The following is an 18,421-nucleotide window of genomic DNA, read 5'->3' as shown; positions in this document are numbered from 1 at the left end:
GGCGGCCCTACCGCCGCGCCAGGCACGCTCCTACACTCGATACCGACTGCGAATCGTCGCGCACGGCCCCAGCCGCACTGGGAATCGAAAGGACATCATGAAAATCATCGTCATCGGCGGCAGCGGCCTGATCGGCAGCAAGCTGGTCGCCATCCTGCAGCAACGCGGCCATGAAGCGGTCGCCGCTTCCCCCAGCACCGGGGTCGACACCATGACCGGCGAAGGCGTGGCCGCCGCCCTGGCCGGCGCCGACGTCGTGGTCGACGTCGCCAACTCGCCGTCGTTCGCCGACGACGCGGTGATGGACTTCTTCACGACCTCGGGCCGCAACCTGCTGAGGGCGGCCACGGCGGCGGGCGTCAAGCACCACGTCGCGCTGTCGGTGGTCGGCACCGACCGCCTTCCCGCCAGCGGCTACTTCCGCGGCAAGTGCGCGCAAGAGGCGCTGATCCGCGAGTCCGGCCTGCCCTATACCATCGTGCGCTCGACCCAGTTCTTCGAGTTCCTGGGCGGGATCGCCGCCTCCGCGGGCGAAGGCGATACGCTGCGCCTGCCGTCGGCGAGCATCCAGGCGATCGCATCGGGCGACGTGGCGCTGGCCATGGCCGACTACGCGCTCGGCGCGCCGCGCAACGGCGTGGTCGAGATCGCCGGCCCCGAGCGCGTGCGGATGGCCGACCTGGTCCAGCATTACCTGCAGGCGAAAGGCGACGCGCGCAAGATCGTGGCCGACCCGCAGGCGCCCTATTTCGGCGCCGTGCTGGAAGATGGCTCGCTGGTGCCGGCAGGCGAAGCGCGCCTTGGCACGGTCACGGTCGATGACTGGCTGAAGGCGCAGGCGGCGTAACGGTATCCAGGCGGTGGCGGTAGGCGGTGGGCGAGGTGTGCAGGTGGCGCTGGAACGACTTGCGCATGCGGCCCTCGTCGCCGAAGCCGCACAGCAGGGCCACCTGGTCGACGTGGCGCGCCGAGTCCTGCAGCAGGCGGCAGGCGGCTTCCAGGCGGAAGCGCTCGACCGCCCGGGCCGGCGTCTGGCCGGTCTTGTCCTTGTACACCCGGCTGAAGTTGCGCGGGCTCATGCGCATGCGCGCCGCCAGCACCTCCACGCTGAGGTCGGTCCGTTCCAGGTTCGCCAGGATCCACATATGCAGTTCGTCGAACAGCGGCCCATCGCCGGCCTGGGCCTGCAGCATCCAGCTCAGCTGGGGCTGGCCGCTCGGGCGCTTGACGAACACCACCAGTTCGCGCGCGACGGCCAGCGCGACTTCGCGGCCGCAATCGGCCTCCACCATCGCCAGCGCCAGGTCGATCCCGGCGGTGACGCCGCCCGAGGTCCAGGTGTCCCCATGCTGGACGAAGATCGCTTCGCGGTCGACCTCGACCCGCGGGTAGTTGTCACGCAGCAGGTCGTAGGTCATCCAGTGGGTAGCCGCGCGCTTGCCGTCGAGCAGGCCGGCGGCGGCCAGCACGAAGGCGCCGGTGCACACCGACGATACGCGGCGCGCCTCGAAGGCGCGCGCGCGCAGCCAGGCCACCAGCGTGGCCTCGCGCCGCACGGCATCGACGATGTCCGGCGCGCCCGGCACCACCAGGGTGTCGACCTCGCAGGGGTCGAAGTCGGCCAGGCGCTCCGTCTGCATCGCCACGCCTTCCAGGGTCTGCACCAGGCCGCCGTCGAGGCTGACCAGGTGGCGCGCATAGCCCGGCAGGCCGCGCTCTTCCATGACTTTCGAGGCGCACCAGAACACGGTCTGCGGACCGGCGATGTCGAGCATGCACATGCCGGGAAAACCGACGAAAAGGATCAGGCGCGGCCCGCCTGGGGCAGGAAGACAGGATAGGGACATGGGACGGCTCGCCAGCCGCCGGCAGCGCCAATGCCGCCGGGGTCAACTATAGTATGGCGTGCCCGCCCGGCAGGTCAAGACGCCAGCGCGCGGTAGCGGAAATCGCCCAGCGTGACCGCGCCGGCGCCGGCGCAGTAGATGCCGACCTTCAGGCTCAGGAAGCCGCCGAACACATTGTGGTGGATGCCCGAAACTTCCATCCGCGTGCCGTGCAGGGTCCAGGTCTTGCCGCCGTCGTGGGAGTAATGCCAGGTGACGACGTGTTCGTCGTTCGTCATCCTGACCCGCACCGATGTCGTCTTGCGCTTGCCACGGGCCCAGCCCTGCTCTTCGGCGTACTGGAAGGTCTTGACCTCGTCGCGCGTGAAGCCGATGCCGACGAAGGCCTTCTGGCTGTAGAACAGCAGCAGGCCGGCTTCGGCCTCTCCCTCCAGGGTGAGATCCACCTCCACCTCATAGGCGCGATCGCCCACGCCGCAGGTCAGCGGCCGGCTGTCGGCGGGCGACGTGCCGCGCGCGGCGATGCGCAGCCCCTGCTGCACATAGCGCGCGCGGCCCATCTCGTCCGGCGCCGGATCGTGGAACGCCCATTGCACCCCGAAGCGCTGGCGCGTGAAGTCGTCGGACAGCGCATGGCCGGCCGGGCCGGCCGCTCCGCCTTTCGGCTTGGGCAGCGCGCGCGACAGGTCGCCGCCCAGGGCGCGGAACCAGCCGTCGTCCGTCCATTCGATCGGTTCGAGCAGTGTTTGCCGACCCAGCGTGCGGTAGCCGTTCTCGTAGCCATGGTAGATCATCCACCAGTCGCCGGCCGGGCCCTCGACCAGGGTCGCATGGCCGCGCGACCACCACGGCTCGGCCGTGCCGAGCGAGCGCACCAGCGGGTTGTGCGGACAGTGTTCCCACGGCCCGTGGACCGAAGTCGCGCGCGCCGCGATCACCATATGGCCGGTGACCGGGCCGGCGGTGCCGCCGACCGCCGTCACCAGGTAGAACCACTTGCCGCGCCGCAGCAGCTTGGGGCCTTCGGGCGCGAAGTTCTCGACCACCCAGTCGGTCGGATAGCGCCACGGTTCATATGCTTTTTCCAGCTTGCCATCGGTGGCCAGGCCATCGTCGGTGAGGCGGATCTTGCGGATGCCGTTGACGAACAGGTAGCGCTTGCCGTCCTCGCCGACCACGTGGCCGGGGTCGATGCAGTCGGGGATCTTGAGGTCGACCGGGTCGCTCCACGGTCCCTCGATGCGGTCGGCCCAGATCGCGTAGATGGACCACGGCTTGCCGTCCGGGGCGGCTGGGATATAGATGAAATAGCGGCCGTCGTGCTTGCACAGGTCGACCGCCCAGATCGTCCCCAGCGGCTTCGTGAGCGCCGGCGCCAGCGGCCGCCAGTTGACCAGGTCGGTCGAATGCCAGATCACCAGGCCGGGGTAGGAATAGAACGAGGAATACGTGAGGTAGTAATCCTTGCCGTCCTTGAGCACGGTCGGGTCGGGATGGTCGCCGGCGATGATGGGGTTCAGGTAGGTGCCGTCGCCCTGGTCGGCCTGGCGCTGGCCTTCGATGCCGCGCCGCCAGCGCGGGGCGGCGGCGTCGCAGGCGGTGGTCGCGGTGGTTGCGGTCGCCGCCGCGGCCGGCAGGGCCGGCAGGCTGGCGCCCGCCAGCAGCAGTTTGAATGTCTCGCGGCGCGAAGGGTTGTGCATGTCCCGGCCTTTCTCGTAGTGGACCCGACAGCATAGGAAATACCGGGCTCCGGGGCCAGCGCCAGCCGCTTTTTCTTCGGCAGAATGCGAAAAATGACAGGAATTCTGCAGCAAGTGGCAGGCCGCTAGGCATTTCGGGGCGGCCCCGGCGCGTCTTTCCGCCTTTGGCTAGAATGAATTCTTTGACCAGGTTCAAGGAGATCCAATGGCCGACCAAGCATCCTACGTCCCACCGAAAGTCTGGACGCCGCCCGCCTCTTCCGGCGGCGCCTTCGCCAGCATCAACCGCCCGGTGGCCGGGCCGACCCATGACAAGGAATTGCCGGTCGGCCAGCATCCGCTGCAGCTGTATTCGCTGGCGACGCCGAACGGCGTGAAGGTCACCATCCTGCTCGAAGAGCTGCTGGCCGCCGGCCATGCCGGCGCCGAGTACGACGCCTGGCTCATCAAGATCAACGAGGGCATGCAGTTCTCGAGCGGCTTCGTCGAGGCCAACCCCAATTCGAAGATTCCGGCCCTGGTCGACCGCAGCGGGCCCGAGCCGGTGCGCGTGTTCGAATCCGGTTCGATCCTCGTCTACCTGGCCGAGAAATTCGGCGCCTTCCTGCCGAAGGACGGCGTGGCGCGGGCCGAGACCATGAACTGGCTGTTCTGGCAGATGGGTTCGGCGCCGTTTGTCGGCGGCGGCTTCGGCCACTTCTATGCCTATGCGCCGGAAAAACTGCAATACCCGATCGACCGCTATGCGATGGAAGCCAAGCGCCAGCTCGACGTGCTCGACCGTCACCTGGCCGACAGGCGTTTTGTTGCAGGCGAGGAATACACGATCGCCGACATGGCGATCTGGCCGTGGTATGGCGGGCTGGTGCTGGGGCAGTTGTATGAGGCCGGCGAGTTCCTGTCGGTGCACGAGTATGTGAACGTCAGGCGCTGGGCCGACGAGATTGCCGCGCGGCCGGCTGTCATCCGCGGCCGCAAGGTCAATCGTTCGTTCGGGCCGGAAGCCGACCAGGTCCACGAGCGCCACGCCGCCTCCGACCTCGACTGACCATCATCCTTCTGCCGAATGCGCCGTCACCGGCGCATCGAGCAGGTAGCGCCGTTCCATCATCTCGGCCATCTCCTGCGCCGGCACCGGCCGCGCGATGTAGTAGCCCTGCACCTCGTTGCAATCGAGGTGGCGCAGGATCGCCAGCTGTTCCTCGGTCTCGACGCCCTCGGCCACCACCGACATGCCCAGCGCGTGGGCCATCGACACGATGGCCTGGAAGAACACCTTGCCCTCCTTCGAATTGGCCAGCTCGGTGGTGAAGGCGCGGTCGACTTTCAGCACGTCCATCTTGAGGCGCTGCAGTTGCGACAGCGACGAGTAACCGGTGCCGAAATCGTCCACATGCAGTTTCACGCCCAATGCGCGCAGGGCCGCCAGTTCGGCCAGGATGTCGTCCTGGTCGCCCATCATCGCCGATTCGGTGATCTCGACCTCGATCAGGCTGGCCGGCACCCGGTGCCGCAGCAGGGCTGCGCTCAGCTGGCGCTGCACGCCGCCGCGCAGGAACTGCTTGGGCGAGACGTTGATCGAGACCGGCACCAGGGCCACGCCGGCCTCGCGCCAGGCGGCCAGCTGGGCACAGGCCTTGTCGATCACGGTCTCGCCGATGCGCACGATCAGGCCGGTAGCCTCGGCCAGCGGGATGAATTCGCCCGGCGCCACCATGCCCAGGGTCGGATGGCGCCAGCGCACCAGCGCTTCCATGCTCAGCAACTCCCCGCTGCGCGCATCCACCCGCGGCTGGTAGTACAGCACGAACTGGTCGGCCTCCAGCGCTTCCAGCATATTCTGCTTCAGGCGCGCCCGCGAATTGAGGGTCGACGACAGTGAAGGATCGAAGAAGCGGTATTGCCCCTTGCCCTCGTTCTTGCCGACGTACATGGCGATATCGCTGTGCTTGAGCAGGGTCTCGGCATCCAGGCCGTCGCGCGGGTACAGGCTGATGCCGATCGAGGAGCCGACCGCATGCAGCTCGTCGCCGATCAGGAACGGCACCCCGAAGGCCTCGACGATGCGGGCCGCCACCGAGGCCGCCATGCGTTCGCCGTCGCAGGGCGACAGCAGCACCACAAATTCGTCGCCGCCGAAGCGCGCCACCTGGTCGCTCGGGCGCAGCAGCGACAGCAGGCGGCCGGCGGCGGACCGCAGCAGCTGGTCGCCGGTGGCGTGGCCGTGCGAGTCGTTGACGTGCTTGAACTCGTCCAGGTCGATGAACAGCAGCGCGGCGCCGGTGCCCGCGCCCTGCGCCTCGGCCAGCATGGCCGGCATGCGTTCCAAAAAGGCGTGGCGGGTGGCCAGGCCGGTGAGCGTATCCTCGTTGGCCAGGCGCTCGAGCTGCGATTCGTGCGCCTTCTTCTCGCTGATGTCCTGCAAGGTCACCGCCAGGCCGTTGCCGACCCGGACCAGGCGCCGCCGGCCCCAGCTGATGTTCAGGCGGTTATCGCTCGGCATCTTGCGGTCGTCTTCATGAAAGCCGCTGTCCATCGCCTTGCGGTAGGTGGCCAGCAGGTCTTCACCGAACAGGCCGCTGTCGATCTCGGTCAGGCTCGAGCCGACCAGTTCGTCGCGCGTCATGCCATAGAAGAAGGCCCCGCGCTCGTTGCAGTCGACGATCCGGAAATCCAGGATCTGGCCGTCGCGCGCGCGCACCGCCGCGGCCATGTAGAAGCCGTCATTGCCGCTCTCGGTGGCGGTGCGGTAGGCGCGGCGCACCTCGTCCTGTTCCTTCTCGCGCGCCACGGCGCGGCGCGCCAGCACCGCCCCGACCGCGCCCAGCAGCAGCAGGCACAGGGTGGCGGCGATCGCGCGGTCGCGGCTCTCGGTCCAGTAGGTATTGTTCGATGCCAGCGCCTCGGTCTGCGGCAGGCCGACCAGGGCCACCAGCGGGTAGGCCGGCGACTGGCGCCAGCCCAGCACGCGCGCCTGGCCGTCGGAGAAGCCGTCCACGCCCTCGACCAGGCGCACGCCCTGCTCGCCCGACCAGGCCCCACCACGGCGCGGCAGCGCGACCGCGTCCACGAACGATTCGCCGTTGCTGCGCTGCTCGACCCGCAAGCGCCCTTCGCTGCCGGCCAGCGCCACGATGCCGCCGGCGCCGATCGTGGCCGGGCTGACGAAGGACGTGAAGTAGCGGGCGTCGACCGCCATCAGCACCACGCCGTCGAATTCTTCCTCCCTGGTTTCGAGCCGGCGCGTGAACAGCACCACGTCGTCGGCCGCGCTGAAATGCGTGGGCGCGGTGCCGACCCGCAGCGCGGTCGAGTTGCTGTCGCGGTGCTGGTGGAAATACGGTCCCGCCGACAGGTCGGCCCCGAGCAGGCCGGCGCGGGTGCTGGAGCGCACGATGCCGCCGCGGTCGAGGATCGCCACCACGTGGAAGGCGCTGTCGGTGAACATGCCGTCGCGCCGCATCCGGTCCAGCAGGTCGGCCTGGCGCGAGCCTTCCCAGCTGAACTTGAGCTGCATCGTGATCTGGTCCATCTGCGCCACCGAGCGCGTGATGTACTGCTCGTAGGCCTCGGCATAGGCCGCCACGTCCTTGCGCGCCTGGCTCGCAACCTGCTCCTGCTCGGCCTCGACCCGCAGCAGGGTCGCGATCCAGATCGCGACGCAGGCCAGCAGCGCCAGCAGCGGCCACAGCAGGACCAGGAAGCGGTTGCTGCGCGCCGGGTCCAGGTAGGGGGCGAGACCAATGTGTTTGCTCATGCTGCGGCCGAAGAAAGACAAGTTGCCGCAAGTCTAGATTGCGAAGATGTCAGCGTGATGACACGAAAAACGACCAGGAAGCCCTGTCAGGCAGGGCTTCCTTGCGAATCAGGTCGGCGACAGCATGTAGCCGGCGCCGCGCACGGTCTTGATCAGCGACTTGGCGCGGCCCAGCGCCTTGCGCAGGCGCAGCACGTGGACGTCCACGGTGCGCTGGTCGAGCGACTCGTGGGCTTCCCACAGCTGTTCCAGCAGCTGGGTGCGGGTAAACACCTGGCCCGGGTGGCACAGCAGGAAGCGCAGCAGCCGGTATTCGGCGTGCCTGACCTCGACCTTGTGGGTGCCGACCTTGACGCTGCAGCTGAGCGGGTCGAGCACCAGGCGGCCCGAGCGCAGCAGGCGCGATTCGGGCGACAATTCGCGCGCCTGGTCGACCGGTGCTTGCGGAATGAATTCGGGATGGGGTACGGGTGCGGGCAGGCTGGCGGGACGCTCGCCTTCCGCGCAATCGGCCGCCAGCAGGATCACCGGCTGCTCGCGCAGGCGGCGGTCGCCGCGCAGGCGCGCCAGCAGGCGCATGCCGCCTTCGTGGCGCAGCATCGATTCCTGCAGCAGGAGTTCGGGGCGCTCGCGCCCGATGAAGTCCCAGGCTTGCGCCAGGCTCGGCACGTTATGCCAGACCCACTCGTCCTCGTGCAGCGAGAACTTGAGCAGCTCGGCAATGGCCGGCTTGTCGTCGATCACCAGGACGATCGTGTTCGCCGTTGTCATGGGATGCCCAAAAAGAGAGGTGCCGTCGGCGCCGCGCGCCAGCCTGCCGCGCGCGCCAACGAAAATCCGGCAGCCAGGCTGCCGGATCGATCGCCTTGACGGCGAATTACATGATGGCCTTGCCCGAAGCGTCCTTCAGGTTGGCTTTCCAGGCGTCCTGCACTTGCTTGACGACGCTGGCTGGCATCGGCACGTAGTCCAGTTCGGCGGCTGCCGGGGCGCCGTTCTTGAACGACCAGTCGAAGAACTTCACGACTTCCTGGCCTTTCTTGGCGTCAGCCTGCGACTTGTGCATCAGGATGTACGACACGCCGGTGATCGGCCAGCTCTGCTTGCCGGCGCCGTCGGTCAGCACCACGCCAAAGCCTGGGGCCTTGGTCCACTCGGCATTGGCGGCAGCGGCCTTGAACACGTCGTCCGACGGTTGCAGGTCGACGCCTTCCTTGTTGCGCAGCTGGGTGTGCGACAGCTTGTTCTTCTTGGCGTAGGCCCACTCGACGTAGCCGATCGCGCCCTTGATACGCTGCACGTTGGCGGCGACGCCTTCGTTGCCCTTGCCACCGACGCCCACGGCCCACTTGACGGTGGTGCCCGAGCCGATCGACTCTTTCCATGCCGGGCTGGTCTTGGCCAGGAAGTCGGTGAACAGGAACGAGGTGCCCGAGCTATCGGCGCGGTGCACGACGGTGATGTCGGCGGCCGGCAGTTTCACGCCTGGGTTCACGGCGGCGATTTCAGGAGCGTTCCACTTGGTGATCTTGCCCATGTAGATGTCGGCCAGCAGCGGACCGGTCATCTTCAGCTGGCCTGGGGTCACGCCGTCGACGTTGACCACGGCAACCACGCCGCCCATGATGGCCGGGAATTGCATCAGGCCTTCCTTGTCCAGTTCTTCTGCTTTCAGCGGCATGTCCGATGCGCCGAAGTCCACGGTCTTCGCCTTGATCTGCTTGATGCCGGCGCCCGAGCCGACCGACTGGTAGTTCAGGCCGGTGCCGGTGGCGGCTTTGTAGCTCTCAGCCCACTTGGCGTAGATCGGGTACGGGAACGTAGCGCCCGCGCCGGTAATGTCGGCGGCGAACGAGGTCGTCATCACGAGCGTGGCGGCAGCGCCGGCGAGGATCTTCTTGAACATTGTTATTCCTAACTCTGGTTAAGGGGTATGTTTTGGACTACAGGAAAAAGAATAGCTGCCGAATATGACCTGTTTATGACTTGACCAACGCTTGTATTTTCCCTGTCACGCGACCACGCCCTTGCGGTTTTGCTATCATGGCTTTTCCCGTCAATACCCGGATGACACCGATGCGCACCCTGCCCTGCATCCTCTCCATCGCCGCCGCCGGCCTGCTGTCGGCCTGCGCTACGCCCGACCACCTGCCAGACGCCCAGTACACGCTGAGCGAACGCCAGACCCTGGCCCTGCCGCCGCTGCCGATCGACCATCGCCTGAGCCTCACCTACGAAGGCGCCGACGACAGCCGCTGCCCCGACAACGCGCGCTGCATCTGGGCCGGCCAGCTCGCCTACCGCTTCACCCTGCGCATCAACAACGTGGCGCAGGGCTTCTGGCTGGTACAGGGCAAGCCGGGCTATACCTCGCCCGCCCTGCGCGGCGCGCGCATCGAACTCGACCCGTCGTTCACGCCGCCGCCGCGCGGCATGGCCGACAGCCGGCCAGCCACCTATCCGGTGGTCTTCAATATGTACGGCAGCTAGTGGCGCCGGCCCGCATATCGCGCCAGGCCGTACTGGCCTGCGGCCTGGTGCTGGCCGTCGTCGTCGCGCCGGTCGCGGCGGCGCCGGTGGCGACCGGCAGCGGTGGCGCGGTCGCCACCATCAGCGCCCAGGCTTCGCAGTCGGCGTTGGCCATCCTGAACCAGGGCGGCAATGCGATCGACGCAGCGGTGGCTGCGGCGGCCACGCTGGGCGTCACCGATCCCTTCAGTTGCGGCATCGGCGGCGGCGGCTTCATGGTGATCTACCTGGCCAGGGACAAACGCGCGATCACCATCGACCACCGCGAGACGGCGCCGCGCAAGGCCGGCCCGCATTTGTTCCAGCCGGATGGCAAGCCGCTCGATTTCGAGACTGCGGTCGCCAGCGGCCTGTCGGTCGGCGTGCCGGGCACGGTGCGCGGCTGGCACGAGGCGCTCGAGCGCTACGGCAGCATGCGTTTTGCCCAGGTGCTGGCGCCGGCCATCGCGGTGGCCGACAAGGGCTTTATCGTCAACGCCAACTTCAGCCAGCTGGTGGGCCAGAACGAGAAAAAATTCCGCCAGTTCGCGCCGACCAGCGAGCTCTATCTGCACCAGGGCAAGGCGCTGCCGGCCGGCGCCCTGCTGCGCAATCCCGGCATGGCGCGGGCCTACCGCGAAATCGCGCAAGGGGGCGTGAAGGCATTCTATGAAGGGCCGATCGCGCGCGCCATCGTCGACAGCGTCAACCGGCCGCCGGTCGCCAAGGGCGTGCGGGTGCCGGCCGGCGCCATGACCATGGCCGACCTGGCCGACTACGAAGCGCGCATCCGTCCCGCCCTGCGCAGCAGCTATCGCGGCTACGAGCTGCTCGGCATGCCCCTGCCCAGCAGCGGCGGGCCGACCGTGGCGCATGCGCTCAATATCCTCGAAGGGTTTGACCTGGCCGCCATGCCGCGCGCCGAGGCCGAGCATCTGTATATCGAAGCCAGCCGGCTGGCGTTTGCCGACCGCAATGCCTACCTGGCCGATCCGGAATTCGTCGATGCGCCGCTCGCCGGCCTGCTCTCGAAGAAGTATGCGGCCGAGCGCCGCGCGCTGATCGATCCACGCAAGGCCGCGCCGGGCGAGGTCGCGGCGGGCGACCCGTATCGCTACCAGAATGATCCGAGCGTGCCGCTGCGCGCGCAGCCGGGTGGCGCGGTAAAACTGGGGCCGGAAAGCGCGCACACCACCCACCTGACGGTGTCCGACAAAGAAGGCAATGTGGTGTCGTATACCTTCACCATCGAATCCTGGGGCGGCAGCGGGATCGTGGTGCCGGGCTACGGCTTTTTGCTCAATAACGAACTCACCGATTTCGACTTCGCCGCGCCACACCCGAACGTGCCCGAAGCCGGCAAGCGCCCGCGTTCGAGCATGGCGCCAACCATCGCGCTCAAGGACGGCAAGCCGGCCTTCAGCATCGGCAGCCCGGGCGGCTCGACCATCATCACCACCGTGCTGCAGACCATCGTCAACCACGTCGACTTCGGCATGCCGATGGACCAGGCGCTCGATGCGCCGCGCATCAGCCAGCGCAATGCTGTCGACACCTCGGTCGAGCCGGGCTTCGCGGACACGGCGCAGGCGCGCGCGCTATCCGGCTTCGGCCAGCGCTGGGAAACGCCGGCCGAAGAGATCGGCGCCGCCAATGCGCTGGTGTTCAATCCGGACGGCACCGTCACCGCCGTCAGCGAAGGCAAGCGCCACGGCGTCGGCACGGCGCTGGTGCAGCGCCGCGGGCACTAGCCGTCCCGCGCCGCGTTCTCAGATACCGAGTCCACCCGCCACGTCGATCACGCCGCCGGTGATGTAGCCGCCGTTCGGGCCGGCCAGGAAGTTGACCAGCGCCGCGACCTCCTCGAGCGTCGCGATGCGGCGGATCGGGTGCATGTCCAGGAAGGCGTCCGGCGCGGTCGTGCTGCCCAGGGCCTCGACCATCATGTCGGTCGGCATGGCGCCGGGCTGGACGACGTTGACGGTGATGTTGCGCGGCCCGAGGTCGCGCGCAATCCCCTTGGCGTAGCCAATTAGGGCGGACTTGGTGCCGGCATAATCGGCCACGCCCGGAATCAGGGCCAGGGTGCCGTTGCGCGAGCCGATGAAGACGATGCGGCCGCCGTCGGCCAGCGCCGACGCCGCCGCGCGCGTGGTCGCCACCGCCCCCATGACGTTCACCTGCCACTGGTGGTCGAGCGTGGCGGTGTCGAGCGCCGGATCGTCGACCAGCTGGCCCTTGGCCACCACCGCCGCATTGTTGACCAGGATGTCGAGCCGGCCGAAATGCGCGACCAGCTTGTCGATCAGCGGCCTGGCCGCCGTGGTGTCGGCCTGGTCGCTGCGTAGCGCCAGCGCGCGCACGCCCTTTTCTTTCAGCCTGGCGACCACGGCTTCGGCCTTGTCGGCGGATGCCACATACGTGATCGCCACGTCGGCGCCTTCGGCGGCAAGCGCCTCGGCAATCACCGCACCGAGTCCGCGCGATCCGCCAGTCACAAGCGCGACTTTTCCCTTCAATGTATTTGCCATACCCATCCTCTTCCAAGACACGTTTATTTCGTAACGATTGTTACGATAACGATGAGTATATAATTCGCCAACGGACTGTCAAGCTTTTTCATAACGTTCGTTAGTGAAAATAGGGAGGTGTGCAGATGGGTCGCCATCGCGAATACGATGTGGAAAAAGTGCTCGATGCCGCGCTGTGCGTGTTCTGGCGCAAGGGCTATGAAGGCGCCTCGTATGCCGACCTGACCGAAGCCGCCGGGGTCGAGCGGCCGGCCCTGTACTCGGCCTTCGGCAACAAGGAAGCGCTGTTCAAGCGGGCGCTCGAGCGCTACTCCGAGCGCTTCATGACCCACATCCCCGAAGCGCTGGCCAAGCCGACCTCGCGCGAAGTGGCCGCCCACATGCTGCACAGCTCGGTCGACCTGAATACCCGCTTTCCCGACCGCACCGGTTGCCTGGGCATCAACGGCGCCGTCGCCGGCAGCGACGAGTCGGAACCGGTGCGCCGGGCCCTGATCGACTTTCGCGCGCAGGGCGAGGCGCAGCTGCGCGAGCGTTTCGAGCGGGCCCAGGCCGAAGGCGACCTGCCCGCCTCGGCGCGGCCCGACGCCCTGGCGGCATTCGTGATGGCCCTGCTGCACGGCATGGCGATCCAGGCCAAGGCCGGCTTCGGACGCGAGATGCTCGATGCGGTAGTCGACCAGGCGCTGTCGACCTGGCCCGGCGCCTGAACCCGGTCAGCGCCCGACGAGGGCGCTGACCCGCTGCGCCATCGTGTCGACCGAGAACGGCTTGGTCAGCACCGACATGCCCTGGGCCAGCTGGCCATGGTCGAGCAAGGCGTTTTCGGCATAGCCGGTGATGAACAGGACTTTCAGCCCAGGACGCCTGACGCGCGCCGCATCGGCCATCTGGCGGCCGTTCATCATGCCGGGCAGGCCGACATCCGAGATCAGCAGGTCGATGCGTGCGCCCGACTGCAGCAGCCGCAGCCCGCTGGCGCCATCTTCCGCTTCCAGCACTGTGTAGCCGAGGTCTTCGAGCAGGTCGACCACCAGCATGCGCACGCTCGGTTCGTCGTCCACCACCAGGATGGTCTCGCCCTGGCCGGCCGGCGGCGCCGCTTCGCTTGCCGGGTCGGCGACCAGGTTCTCGGCCGCGCCGCGGTGGCGCGGCAGGTAGATGCTGACCGTGGTGCCCTGGCCGGGTTCCGAATCGATGTGCACCTGTCCGCCCGACTGCTTGGCGAAGCCGTAGATCATCGACAGGCCCAGGCCCGTTCCCTGGCCCAGCGGCTTGGTGGTGAAGAAGGGATCGAAGGCCTTGGCCCGCACGTCGGGCGGCATGCCGGTGCCTGTGTCCGACACCGACAGCGTGAGATAGTCGCCGGGCGCCAGCTCTTGGCCGCGCGCGGCGTCGGGATCGAACACGCGGTTGGCGGTGGCGATCGCGATGCGCCCGCCGTCCGGCATGGCGTCGCGCGCATTGATGCACAGGTTCAGCAGCGCGTTCTCGAGCTGCGACTGGTCCACCAGCGCCGCCCACGGCGCGCTGCTGTAGTCCGGCTCGACCCGCACGCCGGGGCCCACGGTGCGCCGGATCATGTCCAGCATGCCCTCGACCATGGTGTTGACGCAGGTGGCGCGCGGCGCCAGCGTCTGGCGCCGCGAGAACGCCAGCAGGCGGTGGGTCAACGCCGCCGCGCGCCGGGTCGCTCCTTGAGCCACGCCCACGTAGCGTTCGATCTCGCCGCTGCGGTCCTGCGCCAGGCGCAGCTTGATCAGGTCCAGGCTGCCGGCGACGCCGGCCAGCAGGTTGTTGAAGTCGTGCGCCAGGCCGCCGGTGAGCTGGCCCACCGCCTCCATCTTCTGCGAATGGCGCAGCTGCTCGTGCGCCCGCTCCAGCGCGGCCTGCCGTTCGCGCTCGATGGTGATGTCGCGCGCCGCGCAATACACCTTGCCGTCGTCCGGCACCGCCACCCACGACAGCCAGCGCCAACCGCCGGCCTTGTGGCGGTAGCGGTTCTCGAAGCGCAGCGCCGGGATACCCTGCTCGAGCACAGCGCGCCACACGGCTTCGGTCGGCGCGCGGTCGTCGTGGTGGATGAAGTCCAGGAAAGGCGTGCCGGACACCTCATCCTCGGTCCAGCCGAGGGTCGCCTCCCAGGCCGGGTTCGAGGACTCCATATACCCGTCGGCATTAAGCACGCCCAGCACGTCGGGACTGAGCTGCCAGGTGCGTCCGCGCGCCAGCGCCTGCGCCAGCACCTTCTGTTCCAGCTCTTCGTTCAGCGCGCGCAGCTTGAGGATCGCCCGGTCGCGCTCGGCCTCCACCGTGCGCCGGCTTTCGACGTCGATCAGCACGCCCGGGAACAGCAACCCGGTGCCGTCCGGCGCCAGGTCGACCCGGCCATTGGCCTCGATCCAGTAATAGCGGCCATCGGCGCGCCGCACCCGGTACTGGTGGGCATACTGGCCGCCGCGCGCGATCACGGTATTGATGGCTTGCGCCAGGCCGGCCTGGTCGTCCGGATGGACGGTGGCGACGACCTGCGCCAGGGAGAGGCCGGTGCGGCCGATGGCCGGGTCGAGGCCGAAGGCGCGCGCGAAGGCTTCATCGACGGTGAAGCGGTCGGTCGGCAAATCCCAGGACCAGGTGCCGATGATGGCGCCGGCCGCCAGCGCCAGCCGGACCCGCTCGGCATCTTCGCGCGACGCCGATTGGTGCTCGCGCAGCACCGCCTCGTCGGCCGCCTGGCGCCGCTGCCTGAGAATCGATTCTGTGGTTTCGATGCAGTTGCACAGCAGGCCCAGGATGCGGCCGTCATCGCCGCGCACCGGGCCATAGGAATACGTGAACCAGGTATGCTCGGCATAGCCCTTGCGCTGCATGACGAGGGCCACATCGTTCATCTTGTGCGATTCGCCGCCCACCAGCGTGCGCTCGACCAGCGGGCCGAGCACGTCCCAGATTTCGTGCCAGACGGCGTGGAAGGCCTGCCCCAGTGCGGCCGGGTGCTTGTTGCACAGGATCTCGGCATAGGCATCGTTGTAGAGCAGGGTCTGGTCCGTTCCCCAGACCAGGAAGCTGGGAAAAGCCGAGTCGAGGACGATATTGACGCTGGTGCGCAGCGTGGCGGGCCAGGCTACGATCGGACCCAGCGGCGAGTTGGACCAGTCATGAGCACGGATCGCCGCTGCCATGATGCCGTTCGAGACGGGGAACCCTGTTTTGCTAGGCATGGAGTCGATCGACTGCCTGGCGGGCCGGCAGGAACACTGGACGAAGATTCATGCCGCATTATTGCACGCCCGGCCGACGTTTCTTCTGCCGGCTCGACTACACTGGCATGGCAGCGCGCAGGCGCAGTCCGGCGCGCCGCCATCCCATAAAAAAACCATGCTGGAGACGCGCAATGAACGATTTCATCACCCTGCTTCCCACCCTGCTGATCGGCGCGCTGGCCCTGATCATGTTCGGGCTCGGCCTGTCGCTCACGGTCGGCGACTTCCGGCGCCTGCTGGGGCATCCGAAGGCAGTGCTGCTGGCGCTGGCGCTGCAGGCCCTGGTGCTGCCCGCGCTGTGCTACGGCCTGGTCGTGCTGCTGGACGTGCCGCCCGTGTTCGCGATCGGCCTGATGCTGCTGGCGGCCTCGCCCGGTGGGGTCTCCGCCAACCTGTTCAGCCACCTGTTCGGCGGCAACGTGGCGATGAATATCTCGCTCACCGCGATCAATACGCTGCTGTCGATCGTGACCCTGCCCCTGATCGCCAACTTCGCCATCGCCAGTTTTTCGCAGAGCGGCCAGGTGGTGCCGATGCAGACCGCCAAGGTGATGGAAGTGATCGCCATCGTGCTGGTGCCGGTGGCGGTCGGGATGGCGGTCAAGCGCGCCGCGCCGGGTTTTGCCGCGCGCACCGACAAGCCGATGAAGATCTTCTCGATGGTGGTGCTGGCGGCGCTGGCGCTGATCGCCTTCGCCAAGGAGTGGGATGCCCTGACCGGCTCGTTCGCCGCGATCGGGCTGGCGGTGGTGCTGTTCAATGCCGCCAGCCTGGGCCTGGGCTACTACGTGCCGCGCATCGCCGGCCTCGACAAGCCGAACGCGGTGGCGATCGGCTACGAGATCGGGATCCACAACTCGACCCTGGCGATCTATGTGGCGATCTCGGTGCTGGGCGACTTCCGGTTGATGGTGCCGGCGGCGATCTATTCGATCAGCATGTATGTGCTGGCCACCGCCTTCGGCCTGCTGGTGCTGCGGCGCCAGGGGGCCGCCGCCAGGGTGGCGGCAGCGTCGAGCTGAACCGGCGATAGAACCGTCAGCTCAAGCACGTCGTTACCTCCACTGGAGGTAACGACTTCCCGCGCAGGCGGGAACCCAAGTCATTCGCGCTGTCAATACTGTCGAACGCAGCAGCAGAACAAGCAAACTTGGGTTCCCACCTGCGTGGGAACGACGTGCCGGGTTACGCGGCCAGGGCCATGCGTTGCTGGCCTGCGCGCGAGCGCGACGGGGCCTGCGCCCCGTTCGCCGCGGCAGGCTGCGCGTCGACCTTGAACACGCCCACCATCTGCTGCAGGGCATGCGCCTGGTCCTGCAGCGCGCCGGTGGCGGCGGCTGCTTCCTCGACCAGGGCGGCGTTCTGCTGGGTCGCCTGGTCCATGTGACTCACCGCTTCGTTGATCTGCTGGATGCCGGCCGTCTGCTCCTCGCCGGCGGCCAGGATCTCGGCCATGATGTCGCTGACGCGGGTCACGCTGGTAACGATCTCGTCCATCGTCGCGCCGGCGCTGTCGACCAGGGCGGTGCCGGCTTCGACGTTGCTGACCGAGGTATTGATCAATTCCTTGATTTCCCTGGCCGCCGCCGCCGAGCGCTGCGCCAGGTTGCGCACTTCGCCGGCCACGACCGCGAAGCCGCGGCCCTGCTCGCCGGCGCGCGCCGCTTCCACGGCCGCGTTCAGCGCCAGGATATTGGTCTGGAAGGCGATGCCGTCGATGGTCGAGATGATGTCGACGATGCGCTTGGACGAGGCGTCGATGGCGCCCATGGTCTGCACTACTTCGGACACCAGCTGGCCGCCGCGCACCGCGACCTCGGACGCCGAACGCGCCACGTTGTTCGCCTGGCGCACGTTGTCCGCATTGTGCTGCACGGTAGTGGTCAGTTCTTCGAGCGACGAGGCGGTTTCTTCCAGGCTGCTGGCCTGGGCTTCGGTGCGGCTTGATAAATTCATGTTGCCGGCCGCGATCTCGCTGCTGGCGGTGGCGATCGACATGCTGCTGTCACGCACGCTGCGCACGGTGCCGGCCAGCTGTTCCTGCATGGTGGACAAGCCCTTGAGCAGCGCGCCCATCTCGTCGTCGCGGTCGACCTGCACCCGGGTCGACAGGTCACCATGGGCCATTGCGTCGAAGTGGCCGAGCGCATGTTCGAGCGGACGCATGATGGCGCGCAGCAGCAGCCAGGACGATACCGCCGCCAGCAGCACGCCCAGCGCCACGCTGGCGCCGGAGACCCACATCAGGATGGTGAACAGGCGGCCGCTCGCGTCGTAGCCTGCCTTGGCGGTCGCCAGCTGGTAGTCGTCCAGCGCCACGGACGCCTTGTCGAAGGTGCCGTACAGCGCCGTCATTTCCTTCATCGACAGCGCTTCGATGCGCTCGACGTTCATCTGTTCGAGGGCAGTAGCCAGCGCCAGCATGCCGTCCTTGATATAGCGGTTGCGCTCGGTTTCCAGGTTCTGGGCCAGCGCCGCTTCTTCGCCGTCGCGCGGCAGGGCCAGGTAGCGCTGCCACTCCTTGTTCGAGTCCTCGATGAAGCCCTTGGCGCGGCTCAGCGTATTGCCGACGTCGGCAGCGTCCGGATGGAACACGGCGCGGTCCAGGCCGAAGCGGGCGCGGTTGAGGAAGTTCTTGGAATTGTTGATCGCGATGCTCGATGCAAGCTGGTTCGAGTACACCTGTTCCAGCGCGGCGTGGTCTTCACGCATGCCGTAGATGCCGAGCAGGCCGACGGCGGTGATGAGGAAGCCCAGCATGGCCATGGTGGCGATCAGCCGAACGCGCAATGTCAGTTTGAAAAGCATGGTTGCC

Annotated in this window: 14 protein-coding genes; 6 read left to right on the top strand and 8 right to left on the bottom strand. The window is 67.8% G+C overall.

The features are described from left to right. The first annotated feature begins 97 nt into the window (after window positions 1-97). Window positions 98-847, top strand: coding sequence for an SDR family oxidoreductase (locus tag Q9246_RS04625; protein WP_306395796.1), 750 nt, complete (start codon window positions 98-100; stop codon window positions 845-847). Here Q9246_RS04625 and Q9246_RS04620 read toward each other — a convergent pair. Both Q9246_RS04620 and Q9246_RS04615 read right to left on the bottom strand, forming a co-directional pair. Then, window positions 810-1,781: a GlxA family transcriptional regulator gene (locus Q9246_RS04620; RefSeq protein WP_306398076.1), complete on the bottom strand. Its 972-nt coding sequence runs from the start codon at window positions 1,779-1,781 to the stop codon at window positions 810-812. The two genes, Q9246_RS04625 and Q9246_RS04620, sit on opposite strands and share 38 nt — an antisense overlap. Window positions 1,782-1,921: 140 nt before the next feature. Then, window positions 1,922-3,547 carry a family 43 glycosylhydrolase gene (locus tag Q9246_RS04615; protein WP_306395795.1) on the bottom strand — a complete coding sequence of 542 codons (1,626 nt, stop codon included), beginning with the start codon at window positions 3,545-3,547 and terminating at the stop codon, window positions 1,922-1,924. 205 nt (window positions 3,548-3,752) lie between these two features. Between Q9246_RS04615 and yghU the strand changes: the two genes are divergently transcribed. After that, window positions 3,753-4,595 carry a glutathione-dependent disulfide-bond oxidoreductase gene (gene yghU / locus Q9246_RS04610; protein ID WP_306395794.1) on the top strand — a complete coding sequence of 281 codons (843 nt, stop codon included), beginning with the start codon at window positions 3,753-3,755 and terminating at the stop codon, window positions 4,593-4,595. 3 nt (window positions 4,596-4,598) lie between these two features. Here the strand turns inward: yghU and Q9246_RS04605 are convergent, their stop codons facing one another. The 3 genes from Q9246_RS04605 to pstS all read right to left on the bottom strand — a co-directional run bounded on the left by Q9246_RS04605 (window position 4,599) and on the right by pstS (window position 9,210). Next, window positions 4,599-7,304: a bifunctional diguanylate cyclase/phosphodiesterase gene (locus tag Q9246_RS04605; RefSeq protein WP_306395793.1), complete on the bottom strand. Its 2,706-nt coding sequence runs from the start codon at window positions 7,302-7,304 to the stop codon at window positions 4,599-4,601. A 108-nt stretch (window positions 7,305-7,412) separates the two neighbouring features. Beyond that, window positions 7,413-8,075: a winged helix-turn-helix transcriptional regulator gene (locus tag Q9246_RS04600; protein ID WP_306395791.1), complete on the bottom strand. Its 663-nt coding sequence runs from the start codon at window positions 8,073-8,075 to the stop codon at window positions 7,413-7,415. A 106-nt stretch (window positions 8,076-8,181) separates the two neighbouring features. Further along, the gene (pstS, locus tag Q9246_RS04595; RefSeq protein ID WP_071360324.1) at window positions 8,182-9,210 is read right to left on the bottom strand and encodes a phosphate ABC transporter substrate-binding protein PstS; all 1,029 of its coding nucleotides are present in this window, start codon (window positions 9,208-9,210) and stop codon (window positions 8,182-8,184) included. A 137-nt stretch (window positions 9,211-9,347) separates the two neighbouring features. Here pstS and Q9246_RS04590 point away from each other — a divergent pair, with 137 nt between their 5' ends. Together Q9246_RS04590 and ggt are read left to right on the top strand one after the other, a co-directional pair. Next, a complete protein-coding gene (locus Q9246_RS04590; RefSeq protein ID WP_306395790.1) occupies window positions 9,348-9,794 on the top strand; it encodes a hypothetical protein in 447 nt (148 codons plus the stop codon). After that, window positions 9,794-11,563 carry a gamma-glutamyltransferase gene (ggt, locus tag Q9246_RS04585; RefSeq protein WP_306395789.1) on the top strand — a complete coding sequence of 590 codons (1,770 nt, stop codon included), beginning with the start codon at window positions 9,794-9,796 and terminating at the stop codon, window positions 11,561-11,563. Before Q9246_RS04590 ends, ggt begins: the two co-directional genes overlap by 1 nt. 18 nt (window positions 11,564-11,581) lie before the next feature. On the opposite strand, the gene Q9246_RS04580 is transcribed toward ggt, so the two are convergent. Further along, window positions 11,582-12,310 (bottom strand): SDR family NAD(P)-dependent oxidoreductase, encoded by a 729-nt coding sequence (locus Q9246_RS04580; RefSeq protein WP_306395788.1) that lies wholly within the window; start codon window positions 12,308-12,310, stop codon window positions 11,582-11,584. A 158-nt stretch (window positions 12,311-12,468) separates the two neighbouring features. Here Q9246_RS04580 and Q9246_RS04575 point away from each other — a divergent pair, with 158 nt between their 5' ends. Further along, window positions 12,469-13,053, top strand: a complete 585-nt coding sequence (locus Q9246_RS04575) for a TetR/AcrR family transcriptional regulator (protein WP_306395787.1) — start codon at window positions 12,469-12,471, stop codon at window positions 13,051-13,053. A gap of 6 nt (window positions 13,054-13,059) precedes the next feature. Here the strand turns inward: Q9246_RS04575 and Q9246_RS04570 are convergent, their stop codons facing one another. Further along, window positions 13,060-15,564, bottom strand: a complete 2,505-nt coding sequence (locus Q9246_RS04570; RefSeq protein WP_306395786.1) for a hybrid sensor histidine kinase/response regulator — start codon at window positions 15,562-15,564, stop codon at window positions 13,060-13,062. A gap of 173 nt (window positions 15,565-15,737) precedes the next feature. On the opposite strand from Q9246_RS04570, the gene Q9246_RS04565 reads away from it, so the two are divergent. Further along, window positions 15,738-16,628 (top strand): bile acid:sodium symporter family protein, encoded by an 891-nt coding sequence (locus tag Q9246_RS04565; protein ID WP_306395784.1) that lies wholly within the window; start codon window positions 15,738-15,740, stop codon window positions 16,626-16,628. 163 nt (window positions 16,629-16,791) lie between these two features. Here the strand turns inward: Q9246_RS04565 and Q9246_RS04560 are convergent, their stop codons facing one another. Beyond that, window positions 16,792-18,414, bottom strand: a complete 1,623-nt coding sequence (locus Q9246_RS04560; RefSeq protein WP_306395783.1) for a methyl-accepting chemotaxis protein — start codon at window positions 18,412-18,414, stop codon at window positions 16,792-16,794. Between the last annotated feature and the right edge of the window lie 7 nt (window positions 18,415-18,421).

It is taken from the genome of Telluria beijingensis, assembly GCF_030770395.1.
Taxonomy (GTDB): Bacteria; Pseudomonadota; Gammaproteobacteria; order Burkholderiales; family Burkholderiaceae_D; genus Telluria; species Telluria beijingensis.
Note: the sequence above shows the minus strand (reverse complement) of the source record. Positions and strands in the feature narration are given on the sequence as shown.